The 17,947-nt window shown below is 36.7% G+C and carries 14 protein-coding genes; 9 read left to right on the top strand and 5 right to left on the bottom strand.

Going from position 1 to position 17,947, the window contains the following annotated elements:
* The first annotated feature begins 1 nt into the window (after position 1).
* From ACQKP0_RS03445 to brnQ, 6 genes are all read left to right on the top strand, one after another.
* Complete coding sequence (locus tag ACQKP0_RS03445) at positions 2-481, top strand: FixH family protein (RefSeq protein WP_427404407.1); 480 nt, start codon at positions 2-4, stop codon at positions 479-481.
* 385 nt (positions 482-866) lie between these two features.
* Positions 867-1,928: a branched-chain amino acid aminotransferase gene (locus ACQKP0_RS03440; protein ID WP_427404406.1), complete on the top strand. Its 1,062-nt coding sequence runs from the start codon at positions 867-869 to the stop codon at positions 1,926-1,928.
* 528 nt (positions 1,929-2,456) lie between these two features.
* On the top strand, positions 2,457-3,854 hold the full coding sequence (locus ACQKP0_RS03435; RefSeq protein ID WP_427404405.1) for an APC family permease: 1,398 nt from the start codon (positions 2,457-2,459) through the stop codon (positions 3,852-3,854).
* A 3-nt stretch (positions 3,855-3,857) separates the two neighbouring features.
* Complete coding sequence (locus ACQKP0_RS03430) at positions 3,858-5,180, top strand: aspartate aminotransferase family protein (RefSeq protein WP_427404404.1); 1,323 nt, start codon at positions 3,858-3,860, stop codon at positions 5,178-5,180.
* Between the two features lie 16 nt (positions 5,181-5,196).
* Positions 5,197-6,648, top strand: a complete 1,452-nt coding sequence (locus ACQKP0_RS03425; protein WP_427404403.1) for an NAD-dependent succinate-semialdehyde dehydrogenase — start codon at positions 5,197-5,199, stop codon at positions 6,646-6,648.
* A 232-nt stretch (positions 6,649-6,880) separates the two neighbouring features.
* Positions 6,881-8,293, top strand: a complete 1,413-nt coding sequence (brnQ, locus tag ACQKP0_RS03420; protein WP_427404402.1) for a branched-chain amino acid transport system II carrier protein — start codon at positions 6,881-6,883, stop codon at positions 8,291-8,293.
* A 22-nt stretch (positions 8,294-8,315) separates the two neighbouring features.
* On the opposite strand, the gene ACQKP0_RS03415 is transcribed toward brnQ, so the two are convergent.
* From ACQKP0_RS03415 to ACQKP0_RS03405, 3 genes are all read right to left on the bottom strand, one after another.
* Positions 8,316-8,978 carry a GntR family transcriptional regulator gene (locus tag ACQKP0_RS03415; protein ID WP_427404401.1) on the bottom strand — a complete coding sequence of 221 codons (663 nt, stop codon included), beginning with the start codon at positions 8,976-8,978 and terminating at the stop codon, positions 8,316-8,318.
* Between the two features lie 180 nt (positions 8,979-9,158).
* On the bottom strand, positions 9,159-10,919 hold the full coding sequence (locus ACQKP0_RS03410) for an ABC transporter ATP-binding protein (RefSeq protein WP_427404400.1): 1,761 nt from the start codon (positions 10,917-10,919) through the stop codon (positions 9,159-9,161).
* Complete coding sequence (locus ACQKP0_RS03405) at positions 10,903-11,658, bottom strand: MerR family transcriptional regulator (protein WP_427404399.1); 756 nt, start codon at positions 11,656-11,658, stop codon at positions 10,903-10,905. Before ACQKP0_RS03405 ends, ACQKP0_RS03410 begins: the two co-directional genes overlap by 17 nt.
* A gap of 249 nt (positions 11,659-11,907) precedes the next feature.
* Between ACQKP0_RS03405 and ACQKP0_RS03400 the strand changes: the two genes are divergently transcribed.
* Positions 11,908-12,678 carry an ABC transporter ATP-binding protein gene (locus ACQKP0_RS03400; protein WP_427404398.1) on the top strand — a complete coding sequence of 257 codons (771 nt, stop codon included), beginning with the start codon at positions 11,908-11,910 and terminating at the stop codon, positions 12,676-12,678.
* A complete protein-coding gene (locus tag ACQKP0_RS03395) occupies positions 12,665-14,608 on the top strand; it encodes an FtsX-like permease family protein (protein ID WP_427404397.1) in 1,944 nt (647 codons plus the stop codon). The genes ACQKP0_RS03400 and ACQKP0_RS03395 overlap by 14 nt, the downstream gene beginning before the upstream one ends.
* 32 nt (positions 14,609-14,640) lie before the next feature.
* Here the strand turns inward: ACQKP0_RS03395 and ACQKP0_RS03390 are convergent, their stop codons facing one another.
* Both ACQKP0_RS03390 and ACQKP0_RS03385 read right to left on the bottom strand, forming a co-directional pair.
* Positions 14,641-15,522, bottom strand: a complete 882-nt coding sequence (locus ACQKP0_RS03390; RefSeq protein ID WP_427404396.1) for a sensor histidine kinase — start codon at positions 15,520-15,522, stop codon at positions 14,641-14,643.
* 107 nt (positions 15,523-15,629) lie between these two features.
* Positions 15,630-16,304 (bottom strand): response regulator transcription factor, encoded by a 675-nt coding sequence (locus ACQKP0_RS03385; protein WP_427404395.1) that lies wholly within the window; start codon positions 16,302-16,304, stop codon positions 15,630-15,632.
* Between the two features lie 270 nt (positions 16,305-16,574).
* Between ACQKP0_RS03385 and ACQKP0_RS03380 the strand changes: the two genes are divergently transcribed.
* Entirely contained in the window at positions 16,575-17,435 is an 861-nt protein-coding gene (locus tag ACQKP0_RS03380) for an AraC family transcriptional regulator (protein ID WP_427404394.1), read from the top strand.
* The last annotated feature ends 512 nt before the right edge of the window (positions 17,436-17,947 follow it).

The following is a 17,947-nucleotide window of genomic DNA, read 5'->3' as shown; positions in this document are numbered from 1 at the left end:
ATTGAAAAAACTATATATAAGTATCATCATGTTATTTTCTTTATTTTTCATTACTGCCTGTACGGCAAATACGAATCAATCGAATGAGAAGAACACGAAACCAGTAGAGGTACATATTCAATTGCCTGAAAAGATTACCCCTCATCAAGAAAGCGTATTAAAGGTACATGTAACACAAGGAAAAGAAAATGTTGATGATGCAGATGATATTGAATTTGAAATCTGGAAGGCAAATGATAGGAATAACAGTGAATTAATTAAAGCTAACCATGAAAAAGATGGAATTTATAATGTGAAAAAGACATTTTCAAAGGACGGAATTTATTATATTCAAACTCACGTAACAGCTCGTGACATGCATGTTATGCCCAAAAAATTATTTGTAGTAGGGAATGTATCAGAAGAGGAATTAAAATCTATAAAAGACGAGAGTGAAAGTCACGAAGGAAATTCTGATAATAGTCATGAACATCATCATTAATTTACAAACCGTTTTTGATGAATGTAAAGGACAAATCTTCAAATACTATTGCAACTAACGAAATGAACAGGTTAAAAAAATATGATAAAAAAAATCCAGTCTTATGTCTGGATTTTTTTTTATATGGAAAGAAGTATAAAATTTACTAATGATATTAGACATGAAAAGTGTCTGCTATGTCTAGCTCCAGCGCCTATCGGCTAGTGGATTTCTCCGTCTTCTCCCTACGATAAGCGGGCATCGACTCGTCCCTCGCCGTGTCTCCTTTATCTCAGTCGAAGACTACGAAATCCGTACGCCGATAAACAAGGCGCTTGCGCTTTTTTTATAAATTGTTATAATTGAAAGAATTATCTAGTTAATATAAGAAAGGGATGCTTCCAGCGTGAATCAAGTCATCGAATTAGTCAAAAGAAAAGTGAAAAAAGAGAAACCCGAGGTTAGTGAATTAGGATTTGGCAAATATTATACCGACTATATGTTTTCGATGGATTATCAGGAAGGTAAGGGGTGGCACAATGCAAAAATCACTCCGTATGAACCGTTATCTTTAGATCCTTCAGCAATGGTTTTTCATTATGGACAAGCTGTTTTCGAAGGATTAAAAGCATACAAAACAAAAGAAGGAAAAGTATTGCTTTTTCGTCCAGAAAAAAACGTGGCCAGAATGAATATATCTTGTGAAAGGATCAGTATCCCACAAGTAGATGAAAAAATGGTATTAGAAGCTATTGAACAATTGGTTGATTTAGAGAGGGATTGGATTCCAGATCAAGAGGGAACCTCTCTTTATATCCGACCGTTTATTATTGCAACAGAACCATGTTTAGGTGTTAGGCCCTCTCGGGAATATAAATTTTTAGTTATCCTCTCCCCGGTAGGCTCGTATTACACTGATCAATTAAAGCCAGTTAAGATCTATGTTGATGAAGAATATGTACGGGCGGTTCCTGGTGGTACAGGATATGTTAAAACTGCTGGGAACTATGCAGCAAGTTTAAGAGCACAGGAAAAAGCAGAAGAGCTGGGTTATGAACAAGTTCTTTGGTTGGATGGAATCGAAAGAAAATATATCGAGGAAGTAGGAAGCATGAATATTTTCTTTAAGATCAACGGGGAAGTTGTAACACCCCAATTGAATGGCAGTATTCTTGGAGGGGTGACGAGAGATTCGGTTATTCAATTGTTGCAGTACTGGGGAGTACCAGTAAGGGAAGCCCAAATTTCGATTGATGAAATTTATGATGCTTACATAAAAGGTCATTTAGAAGAAGTATTTGGAACTGGAACGGCAGCCGTTATTTCTCCAGTAGGTGAATTAAATTGGAAAAATATCAGCATGAAGGTCAATGGCACTGGAGAACTTTCTGCTCGAATTTATGAAACAATCACGAATATCCAGTTAGGTAAGGAAAAGGACTCATTCAATTGGATTATGGAAATTTAGAACATAGGCTCGTTTTTGTAAAACTTTGTTACTTAAAAATCAGCATTAGGATTTTTAATCAACAATGCGGAGCCAGCCCCAACATAATAATGAAAAGCCTGTAACTATTTATTTGTAGTTAGAGGCTTTTTATTTTTAAAAATTGGGCGATTTTTTTCGATTCTCGGTCATAAAAGATTTGTCACTAGTTACTATTTTTGTCTTTTTAAATACACTTAGTTAGAAAAGTGTTTTCAGTATAATTCTAAATACACTTGAATTATACTGAAAATTATGTAAAATAGAAATATATATTCTTCGGCCCTATCCGCCTTACAGCGGAAGGAAGGGAAGGAAATCGGTATTTTCTAATTTTGACTGTTTAGATTTCATGACCATTCTTTTGCGGAATGGTAATCATGGATCATGAAGCCAGTCCATATCACAAATGATTGTGATAGGACTGGCTTTTTTGTGATTATTGATATTTTTACAGGGGAGGGAGAAAGAAATCGTGGATTAGAGAAAATCTTTAAGTGGAGGGGTTGGATGTCAAAACAAAACGATTTTAGCAGAGTGTTATCGCGAGCTGATGTCATTGTATTAGCCTTTGGTGCGATGATTGGTTGGGGATGGGTCGTATTATCAGGGAATTGGATTACGAAAGCTGGATCTGTAGGGGCCATGATTGCTTTTCTTATCGGGGGCATTATGGTTACTTTTGTTGGACTAGTCTACTCGGAATTAACCACAGCCATGCCGAAGACAGGTGGGGCTCATCATTTTGCACTTGCTGCATTCGGATCGAGAGCGGCTTTTGTCGTATCATGGTCAATTTTACTTGGATATGTATCAGTGGTTGCTTTTGAAGCGGTTGCGCTGCCTACTGTTATTGAATATATTTTTCCGAATTACCAAGTCGGATATATGTGGACGATTGCAGGCTGGGACGTTCATTTTTCATGGGTTGCTGTTGGTATGATTGGATCTGTAATTGTAACTTGGATTAATTATATCGGTGTAAAGCAAGCTGCTATATTGCAGCTCGTCTTAACACTTCTATTAGCTGTTGTCGGACTTTGTTTAATTTTCGGTTCTACCATTGGCGGTGAAGTGAAAAATATGGATCCTCTATTCACAGGTGGGATGGCAGGTCTAATGGGAGTTATGATTATGACACCATTTATGTTTGTTGGCTTTGACGTCATTCCACAAATGGCTGAAGAAATGAACATTCAGAAAAAAACCGTAGGAAGAGTACTTTTATTATCCGTAGGTTTAGCAGTTTTATGGTATGTCTTCATTATTTTAGGGGTGTCATTATCTTTAAATAAAGGTCAGCTTGCTGCTGCAAGTCTTCCAACTGCTGATGCGATGGGAGCGGTATTTGGTTCTCCGTTGTTTTCAAAAATTTTAATACTTGGAGGTATTGCCGGTATCTTAACTAGCTGGAATGCGTTTATCATCGGTGGAAGCCGTGTGATGTACGCAATGGCTCAGGATGGGATGCTGCCGAAGTGGTTTGGCGAGCTGCACCCAAAATATAAAACGCCAAAAAATGCAGTCTTACTTATCGGGCTGCTTGCTACCTTTTGTCCTCTTCTCGGCCGTCCAGCATTAGAATGGCTTGTCGATGCAGGTGGACTTTCGATTGTAATCGCTTACTTTATTGTTTCGGTTTCATTTGTGGTTCTCCGTAAAACTCAGCCGGACTTAGAGCGTCCATTTCGTGCAGGAAAAAGTAAAATTGTTGGTATTTTAGCCTCAATCTTAAGCATAGGATTTATCGTATTGTATATGCCTGGAATGCCAGCGTCACTTGTCTGGCCATTTGAATGGCTGATTTTTGGCGCATGGTGGATCGTTGGACTAATCTTCTTTATCCAGATTCCTAAAGTAAGGAGAATAAATCCAATTACAACGACTAACCAATCTTTAAAGGAGTGATTGATGATGATAAAAACGGATGTACATGAAATGTTAATTGATTTGGACAAAAAGCACTTTATTCACCCAACTTCTTCTTTAAAGCAACAACATGAAAGCGGTGCTCCATTTATTTTTACTAGTGGAAGCGGAGTGTATTTAACAGATACAACTGGTAAAAAAGTGTTAGAGGGTATGGCATCATTGTGGAATGTAAATGTAGGATACGGGCGTAAAGAACTTGCGGAAGTAGCATATGAGCAAATGTCAAAGCTTGCTTTTACAAATTCCTTTTCGTCTTTCAGTAACGAGCCCGCTATCCGGCTTGCTGCTAAGTTAGCAGAACTGGCACCTGGAAATTTAAACGCTGTGTTTTTTACATCTGGTGGTTCTGAATCAAATGATACGGCCTATAAACTGGCACGCTATTATTGGAAGCTTAAAGGGTTTCCGGAGAAGAAAAAAATTATTTCTAGGAAAAAAGGGTATCATGGTGTGAACATTGGGGCAACTAGTGCGACAGGGATATCACCATTTCATGCGATGACAAATTCACTTGCACCTGACTTTGTTCATGTAGATACCTTTTCAACGGATTCTCTCCGTGAATGTATTCAGAAAGAAGGAGCTGAAAACATTGCCGCCTTTATCACTGAACCTGTTCAAGGTGCCGGCGGGGTAAATATCGCTCCGGACGGATATCTTCAAGAGGTACGGGAAATCTGTGATGAAAATAATATTTTACTGATCGCTGATGAAGTCATAACTGGTTTTGGTCGCACAGGAAAAATGTTTGCTTGTGAGCATAATGGAGTGACACCAGATATGATGCTTTTTGCGAAAGGTGTCACCAGCGGCTATATCCCACTTGGCGGTGTCATGGTAACAGATACAATACACCGTGAGCTTGTCGATTTATCTGATGGGGTACTTCTTCATGGCTACACTTACAGCGGACATGCAACAGCTTGTGCAGTTGGGTTAAAAAACATTGAAATTATTGAGAGAGAGAACTTAGTAGAGAATTCAAGGCAAATGGGAGAGGAACTGCTAAAAGGCTTTAAGGAGTTAAAAGCTGAATTTGACTTTATTGGAGAGGTACGGACACTCGGATTGATTGGCGCCATTGAAATGGTTAATCCTGTCACTAATGCTCGCTTTGATACATTAGTTGCTCCAAAAGTAAGTGCGGAAGCGGCGAAAAGAGGGCTAATTGTGCGCACGGTTGGCTTTGAGGGGATGGATACGATAGTGTTCTCACCACCACTAGTCATCAATAAACAAGAAATTCAAGAGCTTATCTCTATTTTACGAGATGCATTGGCTGCTGTTCAAGAAAGTTTATAAAAGGGGGAAGGATACCATGCTTGTAGGACAAAAGGAACGTGGGATCTTTATTAATGGAGAATGGCGGGAATCATATTCCGGTACTTACCGAACGATAACCAATCCGGCAACATTAGAAAAACTGACTGAAATATCATACGGAGGTAAAGAGGATGCTTTAGAGGCTGTGGAAGAAGCAAAGGCTGCTTTTCCATTATGGTCGAAAAAAACAGCACGTGAGCGCTCGACATTTTTATATAAAGCGTATGAAAAAATGCTCGAGCACAAGGAACGGCTTGCACAAATATTAACGTCGGAACAAGGAAAGCCATTATCTGAATCACGGACTGAAATCGAGTCGGCAGCCAGCTATTTATTATGGTATGCGGAGGAAGCTAATCGGGTTTATGGTGAAATCATTCCGTCGTCTAAAGCAAACAGACGCTCACATGTTATCCCGCATGCAATTGGAGTTATTGCTGCTATTACACCATGGAATTTTCCAGCTTCCATGGTTACTAGAAAACTTGGTCCATCTCTTGCCGCTGGTTGCACCGTCGTGTTAAAGCCAGCTTCACAAACGCCGCTGACAGCGATGGAGATTGTGAAAATTTTCGAAGAAGTTGGGCTTCCTAAAGGGGTATTAAATCTAGTTACAGGTGACGCTAGAGCTGTAGGTGAGGCATTGACACAAAGTCCTGATGTACGTTTGATTACGTTTACAGGCTCAACTGAAGTTGGAAGAGAACTGATGAAAAATAGTGCACAGCATATTAAGAAGCTTTCGCTTGAATTAGGGGGGCATGCACCGATTATCATAATGGATGATGCAAAGTTAGATGTTGCGGTTGATTTAACACTTGCTAGTAAATTTAGAAACTGTGGGCAAACTTGTATTTGTGCGAACAGGGTCTATGTCCATAAAAAAATCGCTGATTCATTCGTCGAAAAGCTGGTAACGAAAGTTAAAAATATGAAAATTGGCAATGGAAACGAGGAATCCACTGTCATTGGTCCAATGATAGATCGAAATGCTGTTGAAAAGGCAGCAGAGCATGTAGAAGATGCTGTTAAGAACGGTGCGGCAATTGCTTCAGGTGGTAACGAATGGGATGGTGACTTAGCTGGATATTTCTATGAGCCTACTGTTCTTGTAAACGTAAATGATCAGATGAAGGTAATGAACGAAGAAACATTCGGACCTGTTCTTCCGATTGATACTTTTGATTCAGTAGAAGATGTGATCGAAAAAGCGAATCAGCTTCCGTACGGACTGGCGGCATATGTGATGACTGAAAGTACAAATCATGTATTCAAATTAACTGAAGCACTTGAATATGGCATCATTGGTGTAAACGATGTATTTCCTGCTACAGCTGAAGCTCCATTTGGGGGGATTAAGGAATCCGGCTTTGGAAAAGAGGGAGGCAAAGAAGGAATACATGAGTTTGTTGAGATGAAGTATGTGTCGATAGGAATAACAGAATAATTGTTTTACAGGGTCCTTTCGTTAGAGAGGGCCTATTTTTTTGACCAGGGAATTGAACTTTTCTAATCACAGTTTTTATCAATCCTATTATGTAAATTATCGGAAAATTTACGCTATATATTGCATTTCACGCATAAAGATAGTATGATAGATTACATTAATATATTGCATATAGCTGAAACTACAGGTTCGGATATATCAGAAAAATTAGACATCTCAGGGAGGACATCTTATGAAGGATAAATTATCCTTTTCATCATATTTTGTTGTAGGGGTTATGTTATTTGCCTTATTTTTTGGAGCAGGAAATTTGATATTTCCGGCACAGCTCGGGCAAAATGCAGGAACCAATTTATGGCCTGCTGTTATAGGTTTCTTGATTACAGGAGTAGGTTTGCCATTCCTCGGGATATTGGTAATGGGAGTTTCAGGAAGTCGTAATCTCCAAGAATTATCAAGACGAATTCACCCAATCTATGGAATCGTATTTACTTCTCTTTTGTATTTAACAATTGGACCATTTTTCGCAGCTCCTCGTACAGGAGCGGTCGCTTATGATATCGGTATATCTCCATTTGTAGGTAAAGAATTTGGACAAGCAGGATTACTTATATTCACACTATTGTTCTTTGCTATTACATTATGGTTCTCATTGAATCCTGCGAAACTAGTAGATAGAGTAGGGAAACTATTATCACCTGGTATTATTATTCTTTTAATCATATTATTGATTACGGTTATTGCTAAACCAATGGGGGCGATAGAGGCACCACAAAATGCATATGCGAGCGGTGCATTTATGAAAGGTTTTACAGAAGGTTACAATACAATGGATGCTCTAGCTTCACTTGTATTTGGTATTATCGTTATTAATTCCATTCGTGCAATGGGTGTGAATACTACGCGTGGAGTCCTAACAGCAACAGCTAAGTCAGGAACAGTAGCTATCACTTTTCTTGGAATCATCTATGTTGGTATTGCATATTTAGGAGCAACAAGTACACAAAAATTTGGTCTTTTTGAATCAGGGGGGCCGGTCCTTAGCAGTGCAGCCTCTCATTATTTTGGGATGACAGGAACAGTGATGTTGTCTATTGTCATTTTACTAGCATGCTTAACAACAAGCATTGGATTAATGACAGCATGTGGGGAATACTTTCATACACTTTTTCCAAGAATAAGCTATAAAATATTCGTTACATTTTTTACTACTATTACCTTTATCATTGCAAACTTTGGTCTAGCAAATATTATTAATTATTCAATTCCGGTATTGATGTTGCTTTATCCGCTTGCCATTGTACTCATGCTTTTGACATTCCTGTCACCACTTTTTAATCATTCACGGTTGGTCTATGTTGCTGCGACAATCGTCACCTTGTTAATTAGTATCATTGACGGGTTGAAAACATTTTGTGATAAATTAAAGATCGATTACTTTGGATGGCTTGATGGTATTATTTCCTTTTATAAACAACTCCTACCTTTTTATAAAGAAGGACTAGGATGGTTATTACCAGTTCTGATTGTTATTCTAATCACAGGAATTATTGCAAGAGTGCAACTAAATTCTAAAACTATGCATAAGAAAACTAAGCAAAAAGGGACTGAAGGCAGTCAGAAAGAAAAGCCGGTAACCTTTTAAAAGGTTACCGGCTTTTCTCTATTTAATCAGTTTCAATCGAATCAAACTCTTTGATGGCATGCAGCCAATTTTGTCGCATAACATCAGAGACTTCAGTTCTATTTTTTTCTTTCATTAGCTGGATAATAGCATAATGCTCTTCTACTGATTTTTCAGTTAGGATAATAGAATGATGGAAAAATAATCTTCTAACATGTGCCTGTAAATTAGCTAGTATATTATATATGTATGGATTGTTTGCAGTATCGACAATGATTTGGTGGAATTCCTCATCAATTTTTAAAGCCGAGAAGTAGTTTTTTGAGCGAATTGCTTCTGTAAATCTCTCGTTTGTGTTTTCAAGCAATGTGATTATTTCTTTTGTTAAATGAGAGATTGCTAGTTCAGCGGATAATGCCTGCAGCGCTGCCAAAGGTGGAAGCAGATCTTTAATTGAATCTTTTTCTACTTCGGTTACTTGTGTGGCTTTACTTGGGTACATTTTTACAAAACCTTGCGATTCAAGTAATTGAAGTGATTCGCGGATTGGTGTTCTACTAACCCCCAACGCCCCAGCAAGCTCCGAGTCATTAAGCTTTTCTCCTGGCTGCAAAGTCCCATCGATAATCCATTTCTGTATTTGAATGAATGCGCTTTCCTTTGCGGATTTACGAACAGGCTTTGAATGATCAGTAGGTATTGGCATTATGATTCACCCTCGCTGTTAAAATTTATATTTTCTTTAATAATATAGTATACATGAAAATTTGCTGTATTGATATACAATATATTACTGTTTTGTCATACAAAATACTTAGGGCTAAAGAAAATTGAAGCCAGTCCCCAATAGTGAAGAGACTGGCATATAAAATAAAACAAATCAATCTTAAGAATGGTTAACTAATTCTCCATTTATCTCAGCTTTCATTTGTTGTTGAACAAGCTTTTGATACAATTTATGTGATTCCATTAATTGTTCATGAGTACCCATCCCAGTTACATTTCCTTCTTCAATTACAATAATTTTATCCGCATCCATTACAGTTGATAGGCGATGGGCAATAATAAGCGTCGTTCTACCAGCCATTAAATGCTGTAAAGCGTTCTGGACAAGCCCCTCGGATTCACTGTCTAAATTAGAGGTTGCTTCATCCAATAAAAGCAGCTTAGGATTACGAAGTAATGCACGTGCAATGGCGATCCTTTGTCGCTGACCACCTGATAACTTGATTCCACGTTCACCAACCTCTGTATCATATTGATGTGGAAGTTTTTCAATAAATCCTGCTGCATTAGCCAGCTCTGCAGAATGGTGAATTTCGGTTTCATCAACAGGTCGTTGCAGCCCGTAACAAATATTATCTTTAATTGTCCCTGACATTATAGGACTTTCCTGTGATACATAGCCAATTTTTTCACGCCAATTCATTAACTCAAGATTTTTTATATCAGTATTTCCCATTTTAATCCTACCTTGTTGAGGGTCATAAAACCGTTCAATTAAAGAAAAAATGGTTGTTTTTCCAGAACCGCTCGGTCCTACGAAGGCAACAGTTTGCCCAGGCTGAATTTGAAAGTTCAGGTCATTTAATATGATTTTTCCACTCTCATAACCAAAGCTGACTTGATCAAATGTAATGATCTCTTCATGAGTTGTTTTTTCTTGACTATCATTCTGTTCTATTGGAAGATCCAAAAGCTCGTGAATTCGTTCGGTTGCTCCCATTGCTTTTTGATAGTTTGTAAAAAATGTAGCAAGCTGGCTAAATGGAATGATTATTTGGAACATGTATATAAGGATAGCAACAAGTGAGCCTGCTGAAAGGTCGCCTGACGCCACTCGTGCACCTCCATAACCAATTAATACAACTAGCACGATTAATAAAATAGTAGTCATAAAAGGAGATACGATTGCTTGAATTTTTGCCTCTTTTAAACCAAAGCGGAATAATTCATGGACTCCTTTATGCCCTTTTTTTCTTTCAATCAATTGTCCATTATAAGATTTTACAAGTCGAATATCGCTTAATACACGACCGAGATGTGCACTGAATGAAGCTAATTCATCCTGTGTCTGTTTGGATATAGAGTAAACCTTCTTTCCTAATGGAAGCATTACAATCATAGAAATAGGGATAGAGCAAAGCATAATTAAGGTCATTTTCCAATCGATAATAATTAAAAAGATTAAGGCACCTATTATAGAAACTATCCCTGATACAGATGAAACAAGATGATTAGTTATAAGCATTTTAATTGTATTTGTATCCTGTGTTACACGGCTCATCGTTTCACCGGATTGATGCTTATCAAAATATGGGATGGGTAATTCTAGAATATGGTCCCAAAGCTTTTTACGAATATTAGCAACGAATTGCTCACCGATATAGGTCATTAAGTAAAAGGAAACACCACCGGAAATCGTTTGAATAATAAACGCCCCTAACAATAGGAATATTAAGCTCATTTCTATACCGGCTTTTGCAACCTGATCGACTAAGTTTTTCGTAAATAGAGGAACGATTAAGCTTGCACCTGTTTCAAATAGGCTTAATGTAATGGCAATGGTAAGTACCCAGATCGCAGGTTTTCCCATTTTAACGAGCTTAAGAAAAGAGGTGCCGGATTTTTTATTGGTTGTTTCCATTTATATCACCCCTTTGAGTAAAATATATTTCCATGGCCTTTTGAAGATATGCTTCTTCCTGCTCGGTAAAAGGTGAGGCAAAGAAGTTAGCTTCTTCCTCCGGAATATTTTCAAAGTTCTCAAGATCAAAATCATCACCAAGTAAATCAAATACGATAGTAACTAATTCGTGAATATTGGCTTGCAATTCTGGATCTTCTGGTTTACAGGTATGAATTAAGTCCTTAATTTTTTGAATGATAAGTGTGGTTTGCTTGTTTACTTCAAGACTGTTTGCATCATATCTTTTAATCAAATGATTAACGGTTTTCTCAGGGAAGTAGTCCCTCATCCAATCAAAATGTTCTTTTTCATTTAAAATGCTATGAATAAGGAAATATAAGACTCGTGAATCCATTTCACCTTCTTCAATAATTTCAATAGCGTGGTCTAATGCTTTGATAACTTGTTGTAAATGCTCTTGCTTTTGGATCATCAATTTCCTCTGAAATTTTAATGAATCCTGTAAATTTCCTTTTTTCTCATTCAATAAAGGTTCAATTTCTTCCAGCGTAAAACCTAAATATTTCAATGAAATAATCTGTTGGAGCGGGATCATGTCTTTTTCTTCATAATACCGTCTCCCTGTTTCAGAAATCTTACTTGGTTTTAGTAAATTTTTTTCATCGTAATATCTAAGAGCTCTTTGTGTAATACCAGTTAACTTAGAAAATTCACCAATAGAATAGTATTCTTTCAATGTGATTACCTCCGTTCGATTGATTACTTTTATCTTAAATCTTAACGCTGCGTTAGAATCAATATGTTAAATATGTCTTTTTTGTGAAATGTTTAGCTTCAGCGCCTATCGGCTAGCAGATTTCTTATGAATGCTGTTTTCATGTGACAAAAATGTAAGGTTTCCCCTTCAAAATGTAAGGATAAGTTATGGATAGCCATTCCTAGATCTTTTATAGTGGAGATATCACCAATTAAAGGAGTTTTCGGAATGGATGTTGTTTTAGAGGTAAAGAAAGTTAGTAAAATATACGGAACAAATAATCATGTCTTTCAAGCATTGAAAGACATTAATTTAGAGATGATAAAAGGTGAATTTGTTGGAATTATGGGGCCATCGGGCGCCGGAAAATCCACACTTTTGAATATACTATCGACAATTGATGTACCGACATCTGGATCTATCAGAATTAATGGCTATAAGGTCAATGAAATGAATGAGAATGATCTTGCTGATTTTCGTCGTGATCGACTAGGCTTCATCTTTCAAGACTTCAATTTACTTGATACTTTGACTGTGAAAGAGAATATCCTTCTTCCTTTAGCTTTGGCAAATGCTAATCCAAAAGTGATAGAAAACAAGTTAAAACAAGTTGCTACTACTTTTGGAATTGAGCCAATTCTTGAGCGTTATCCATATGAAATTTCTGGAGGTCAGCAGCAGCGAACTGCAACGGCACGTGCCATTGTTACGAATCCAGATCTCATTTTTGCCGATGAGCCGACTGGTGCACTGGATTCGAAATCGGCACTTAATCTACTCCAAACATTGAAAAAATTGAATGAACAAGAACAAGCATCGATCATGATGGTTACACATGATTCCTTTGCAGCCAGTTTCTGTTCACGCGTTCTCTTTATTAAAGATGGAGCCATCTTTTCAGAAATTAGAAGGGGAGAACAAAGCAGAAAGGAATTTTTTCAACAGGTCATTCATGTTTTAACGGTACTCGGAGGCGGTGGACATCATGACGTTATATGAACTAGCAAAGAAGAATTTACGTCATAATTTCAAACAATACATACTATACCTTTATCCAATGATATCAAGCATTGCTATTTACTTTACTTTTGTCTCCCTGCAGTACAATAAACAAGTGAATGATTCCGCTGTGACGGTAGAAAAAATCGGTCCAGCATTCTCGGCTGCTTCTATTCTCTTATTCATTTTTGCGTCGCTCTTTATTTGGTATTCAAATGCGTTTTTTATAAAAAAGAGAAAGAAGGAAATTGGGCTCTATTCCTTATTTGGAATGCGTAAAAAGCAAATTGCTAAGCTCCTTTTTAATGAAATCCTCATTCTCGGTATATTAGCTCTTGTAGTTGGGATTGGCATTGGTTTTATCTTCACGAAGTTATTCTCAATGATTTTGATAAAATTGATGGGGGCCAACCAAATTGCTGCTTTTACTATTTCAACAAAGGCTCTGTTTCAAACATGTGCAGCGTTTTCGATTACGATTCTATTTGCAGCCCTCTATAACTATCAAATGATCTATAAATATACATTACTGCAATTATTTCAAGCGGAAAGAAAAGGGGAGGGCTTACCGAAAGCTGCGCTCATTCCGGCCGCCTTATCTATTATTTTTATCTTGGGCGGCTATACGATTCTTTTACAGCCTAGCACATCGAATTTTTGGAAAAACAATGGTTTTCTATTTATTTTATTATCGCTTCTTGCATTGTTACTTGGTACCTATTTATTGCTTCGGTCACTTAGTATTTGGGTGCTTAACCGGCTATCTAAGCTTAAGAAAATATCCTGGAAGGGTGTACATTTAATTGGTATTTCCTCTCTACTCTATCGAATTAAGGGAAGTGTGTTAATCCTGTCCGTCATTGCTTTATTAACGACATTAACCCTTTTTTCCATGGGAACTGCTTTTAGTTTTTATCATAATATGAACAGTCTATTGAAGTTTACCAGTCCTCATAGTTTTATGTATACGGTCCCAGCAGATGAAAATGCAAAACGAATAGAAGAGCAAATAAATGAGAATGGTAAATCCAATTTAGTGTATTCGATAACCCTTCCCTATATTGAAATTCAGGGAGATTTATCCGAGTCTAGTAGACTATCTGATGAACATCCACTACTATTGTTTTCAGAATCCGACTACCATCGTCTTGCCGAAAAGATGGGTGTAAAGAATTCATTTACTTTAAATGATCAACAAGCCATTTCATTTTATGATGGCAGCTTGGATCAAAAGGAAGATCCTTATACCGGAAAACGAGCACGTTTAGGTGATCGAAAGGAAGTAACAGTTATTTCTTACGAACGATATTCTCTTGTTAATCAATGGATATTTGCATTTCCGATTGTGATCAGTGATCGGCTTTTTCAACAAATGAAAAGTGAAGCAGAAGTTTCTCAAATGCAATTTGTAAAAATAAAAAATGAAAAAGCTGCTGGAAAATTAGCCGATAACATTCAAAACTTATCTGTTAAGGATGAAAATCTGTTTGAAGATTCTCCTGAACTTCCTGTATCATATTTCGTTTCTTTTTATCATGAATATCAAAAAATGAATGAAACATATGGTTTACTCGTTTTTATTAGTAGTTTCCTTGGATTTGTTTTTCTGCTTGCTACCGGCAGTATGCTTTATTATAAACAGCTTACTGAGGCATTTTCGGAGCGGTCTCGATATAAAACGCTGAAGAAAATTGGAATGAACACGAAACAGATTCGTCAATCGATCCGAAATCAAATAAGGATAGTGTTTGTGCTACCTTTAATCATTGCCATTGCCCATAGTTCGGTTATCATTACTGCCCTTTCGAACTTCTTACAAATTAATATGGTGTATCCGTTTTTAGTCGCAATTGGTTTATATATCCTGATATATTATATGTACTATCTATTTACTGTTTCAAAGTATTATAGAATTGTTAATGATTGTTGAATACCTAGGATCTTTAGTCCTAGGTATTCTTTTTAGTAATTAAAATCATATAAGCTGTTCCCATTACGAAAAAGCATCGTAAATTCAGTAAATTCATTGATTTGAGATTCGATAAGTAAAGAATGCCCTAGTTTTTCTGCCATATTTCTAGCTAAATAGAGTCCCATCCCTGTAGAAGCATAATGTTCTCTTCCATTCTTACCCGTAAAGCCTTTTTCAAAGACACGTGGCAGATCTTCTGGAGAAATACCTATCCCTGTATCTCGAATGGTAAGTTTCTCCTCTTTTACCGAGATGGTGATAGAACCACTTTGATTTGTATATTTTAAAGCATTTCCAAGTAATTGATTTACAATGTACAATAGGGCTTTTTTATCTGTTATTACTTCAACAGACTCAAGCTCGAGATGAAGTTGAATCTTTTTTGATAAGAAGGATTTCATATTCATTTTGACCGCATCTTTTATCAATTGATCTAAAGAAATCTCTTGCAGCAAATAATCCTTATGAAATTCATTTAGTCTAGAAACATATAAGGCTTGTTCAACGAAATATTCGATTCGGTCCATTTCCTCTGCTAAACTATCTAAATTCTCCTCTGATTCATAAATCATTTTACTTACAGCAATGGGTGTTTTAATTTCATGAAACCAAGAGGTCATATATTCCATCCATTCCTTCTTTTCTTCATCAAGTTTATCGATTTGCTGTTTATACTTTTCCTGCTGGCGCTGCAGGACATCAGTAATGATTTGGGCTGCATGTGTAGAACCCTTCGGGGGATTAATAAAAACAATATTATTACTATATTGATATAGTTTATCCAGCCAGTTTTTTTGTCGATAAAATTCCATTCCAAGATAGCTGATAAAAATAAGAGTGGAAAGAAAAATGATGTAAACAAGACTACTCATATGAATCTGAAAAGCTGGATCGGCGAGAATGACCGATATTAATAGAATCAAACAAAGTAAAAAGGTGAAAATTAAACGCTTTTGATCTTTAATATAGGAAATGAATTTCATTGCAGCACATATCCTTGTCCTTTTTTAGTTGTAATCGATTCTGTTAGTCCAATAGACTCTAATTTTTTTCGTAACCTAGTGACATTAACTGTTAATGTGTTATCATCAATAAATTGTTCGTCCTGCCAAAGGGCACGCATGATTTTTTCCCGAGATACTATTTGACCGTTATGCTTCATTAAAAGGTATAAAATATGAAATTCATTTTTAGTTAGATATACCTCTTTGTGTTGATAAAATAACCTATGGTTGTCTAGGTTAAGAATTAGCTGACCAACTGAAATAACATCTCGATCAGATTGCTGAACGTTCTGAGTTCTTCTAAGGATGGCATTCATTTTTGCAACAAGTACTTCTAGTGAAAAGGGCTTTTCGATAAAATCATCGCCGCCCATATTCATGGCCATGATAATATCCATATTGTCCGTCCTGGATGAAATAAAAATAATAGGCACATCTGAAAGCTGACGGAGCTTACTACACCAATAAAAGCCATCAAAACTAGGAAGGTTTATGTCAAGTAGAATAATATGCGGTTTTTCTCTTACATACTGTCTGTCAATTGATTCAAAGTCTTCAACTAAAATTGTTTGAAAGCCCCATTTGTTTAAATACGCATCTGTTAATGTTCGTAATTTTATATCATCCTCAATGATCATGACTTTATACATTATTTTCACACCTTGTAGTTTATAGATTACTAGTTAGTAATATTTTGCCAAAAATCTCTATAATCGTCTATAATATTATTAATAATTGGATAACTTGATATATGTTTAAGAAGACGGTTTTGATAAAACGAGTGCACCACATGATATTTTTTCATTTCAACAATATTATTTTTATAAAACCAAGTAGCAAATAAATCGGTTCAAACAAAGCATAAATTGACAGGATGGGATGATCACTCGACGATAGAATGTATGTAAGGAGTGAGCGGTATGGGTTGGGTGGAATCATTACAAAAAGCAATTAACTACATGGAAGAACATTTACTAGAGGATATAACTATTGAAGATGTTGCGAAACAGGCGAATGCGTCAGTTTTTCACTTTCAGCGAATCTTTTCGATTTTGACGGATGTATCTGTTGGTGAATATCTTCGGAGGAGACGGTTAACACTAGCTGCTGAAGAAATTTCTAGAACTGATGCCAAAGTGATTGATCTTGCCTATAAATATGGCTATGACACTCCCGAGGCTTTTACAAAGGCTTTTCGTAGACAGCATGGAGTCACTCCGAGTGAATCACGAAAAGGAATTGGAAAGCTGCAATCTTATAACCGCCTGATGATACAGGTGAATTTGAAAGGAGCAGAACCAATGAATTATCGTATTGTTGAAAGAGATGCTTTTCAAGTAGTAGGGATTAAAAGAGAATTTTCCTGTGAGAATGGGGAAAATCATGTAGGTATTCCAAAGTTTTGGGATGAAGTGAATGAAAATGGAACCGATGATACATTGTTTCAATTGAACAACGGCCAAATTAAAGGAGTACTGGGCGTGTGTATTGATAAGAGCAAAGACCAACCAGGGAAAATGGATTATTGGATTGCTGCTGAACACAAGGGTGAAGTGCCAGATGGATTATTAAAATATGATATTCCAGCATCCAAATGGGCTGTATTTGAAGTTCATGGACCAATGCCACATTCCATGCAAAATACGTGGAAACAAATTTTTTCAGAATGGTTCCCTTCCAGCGGGTATAAGCATGCCGGTACACCAGACTTGGAAGTTTATACAGACGAAGATCCGTTTAGTCCAGATTTATATTCTGAAATTTGGATTCCTGTAAAATAAAGTTTACTTGTATAAAGCTGAAAATAAATTTCGTAACCTTACAGTATAAAACCCCGGATTTCTCTTATAGAGATCCGGGATTTAATTTTATTAAAGATAGGCTTTGTTAGTGGTTATTACCTCCCTATGAAGAAGGTTGAGAGCAGAATTGCCAAAAGATGTGCTTCAAACTAGCTTTATGAGGTAGATCACCACCAGAATTGAGCAAAGATGTGCTTTAAACCAGCTTTATGTGGTAGATCATGATCAGAATTGCCAAAAGATATGCTTCAAACCAGCTTTATGTGGTAGATCATGATCAGATTTGAGCAAGGATGTACGTCAAACCATCTTTATGTGGTAGATCATGATCAGATTTGAGCAAGGATGTACGTCAAACACTCTTTATGTGGTAGATCATGATCAGAATTAAGCAGGGATGTACGTCAAACCATCTTTATATGGTAGATCATGATCAGATTTGAGCAAGGATGTACGTCAAACACTCTTTATGTGGTAGATCATGATCAGAA

It is taken from the genome of Heyndrickxia sp. NPDC080065 (assembly GCF_050281185.1).
Taxonomy (GTDB): domain Bacteria; phylum Bacillota; class Bacilli; order Bacillales; family Bacillaceae_C; genus Heyndrickxia.
Note: the sequence above shows the minus strand (reverse complement) of the source record. Positions and strands in the feature narration are given on the sequence as shown.

What these genes read in the sequence shown, in the direction of transcription:
- ACQKP0_RS03415 (WP_427404401.1), bottom strand. Translation starts at nt 8,978, where the DNA reads ATGCCAATACCTACTGATCATTCAAAGCCTGTTCGTAAATCCGCAAAG.
- ACQKP0_RS03400 (WP_427404398.1), top strand. Translation starts at nt 11,908, where the DNA reads ATGGATGTTGTTTTAGAGGTAAAGAAAGTTAGTAAAATATACGGAACA.
- ACQKP0_RS03385 (WP_427404395.1), bottom strand. Translation starts at nt 16,304, where the DNA reads ATGTATAAAGTCATGATCATTGAGGATGATATAAAATTACGAACATTA.
- ACQKP0_RS03430 (WP_427404404.1), top strand. Translation starts at nt 3,858, where the DNA reads ATGATGATAAAAACGGATGTACATGAAATGTTAATTGATTTGGACAAA.
- ACQKP0_RS03390 (WP_427404396.1), bottom strand. Translation starts at nt 15,522, where the DNA reads ATGAGTAGTCTTGTTTACATCATTTTTCTTTCCACTCTTATTTTTATC.
- ACQKP0_RS03425 (WP_427404403.1), top strand. Translation starts at nt 5,197, where the DNA reads ATGCTTGTAGGACAAAAGGAACGTGGGATCTTTATTAATGGAGAATGG.
- ACQKP0_RS03435 (WP_427404405.1), top strand. Translation starts at nt 2,457, where the DNA reads ATGTCAAAACAAAACGATTTTAGCAGAGTGTTATCGCGAGCTGATGTC.
- ACQKP0_RS03410 (WP_427404400.1), bottom strand. Translation starts at nt 10,919, where the DNA reads ATGGAAACAACCAATAAAAAATCCGGCACCTCTTTTCTTAAGCTCGTT.
- ACQKP0_RS03395 (WP_427404397.1), top strand. Translation starts at nt 12,665, where the DNA reads ATGACGTTATATGAACTAGCAAAGAAGAATTTACGTCATAATTTCAAA.
- ACQKP0_RS03380 (WP_427404394.1), top strand. Translation starts at nt 16,575, where the DNA reads ATGGGTTGGGTGGAATCATTACAAAAAGCAATTAACTACATGGAAGAA.
- brnQ (WP_427404402.1), top strand. Translation starts at nt 6,881, where the DNA reads ATGAAGGATAAATTATCCTTTTCATCATATTTTGTTGTAGGGGTTATG.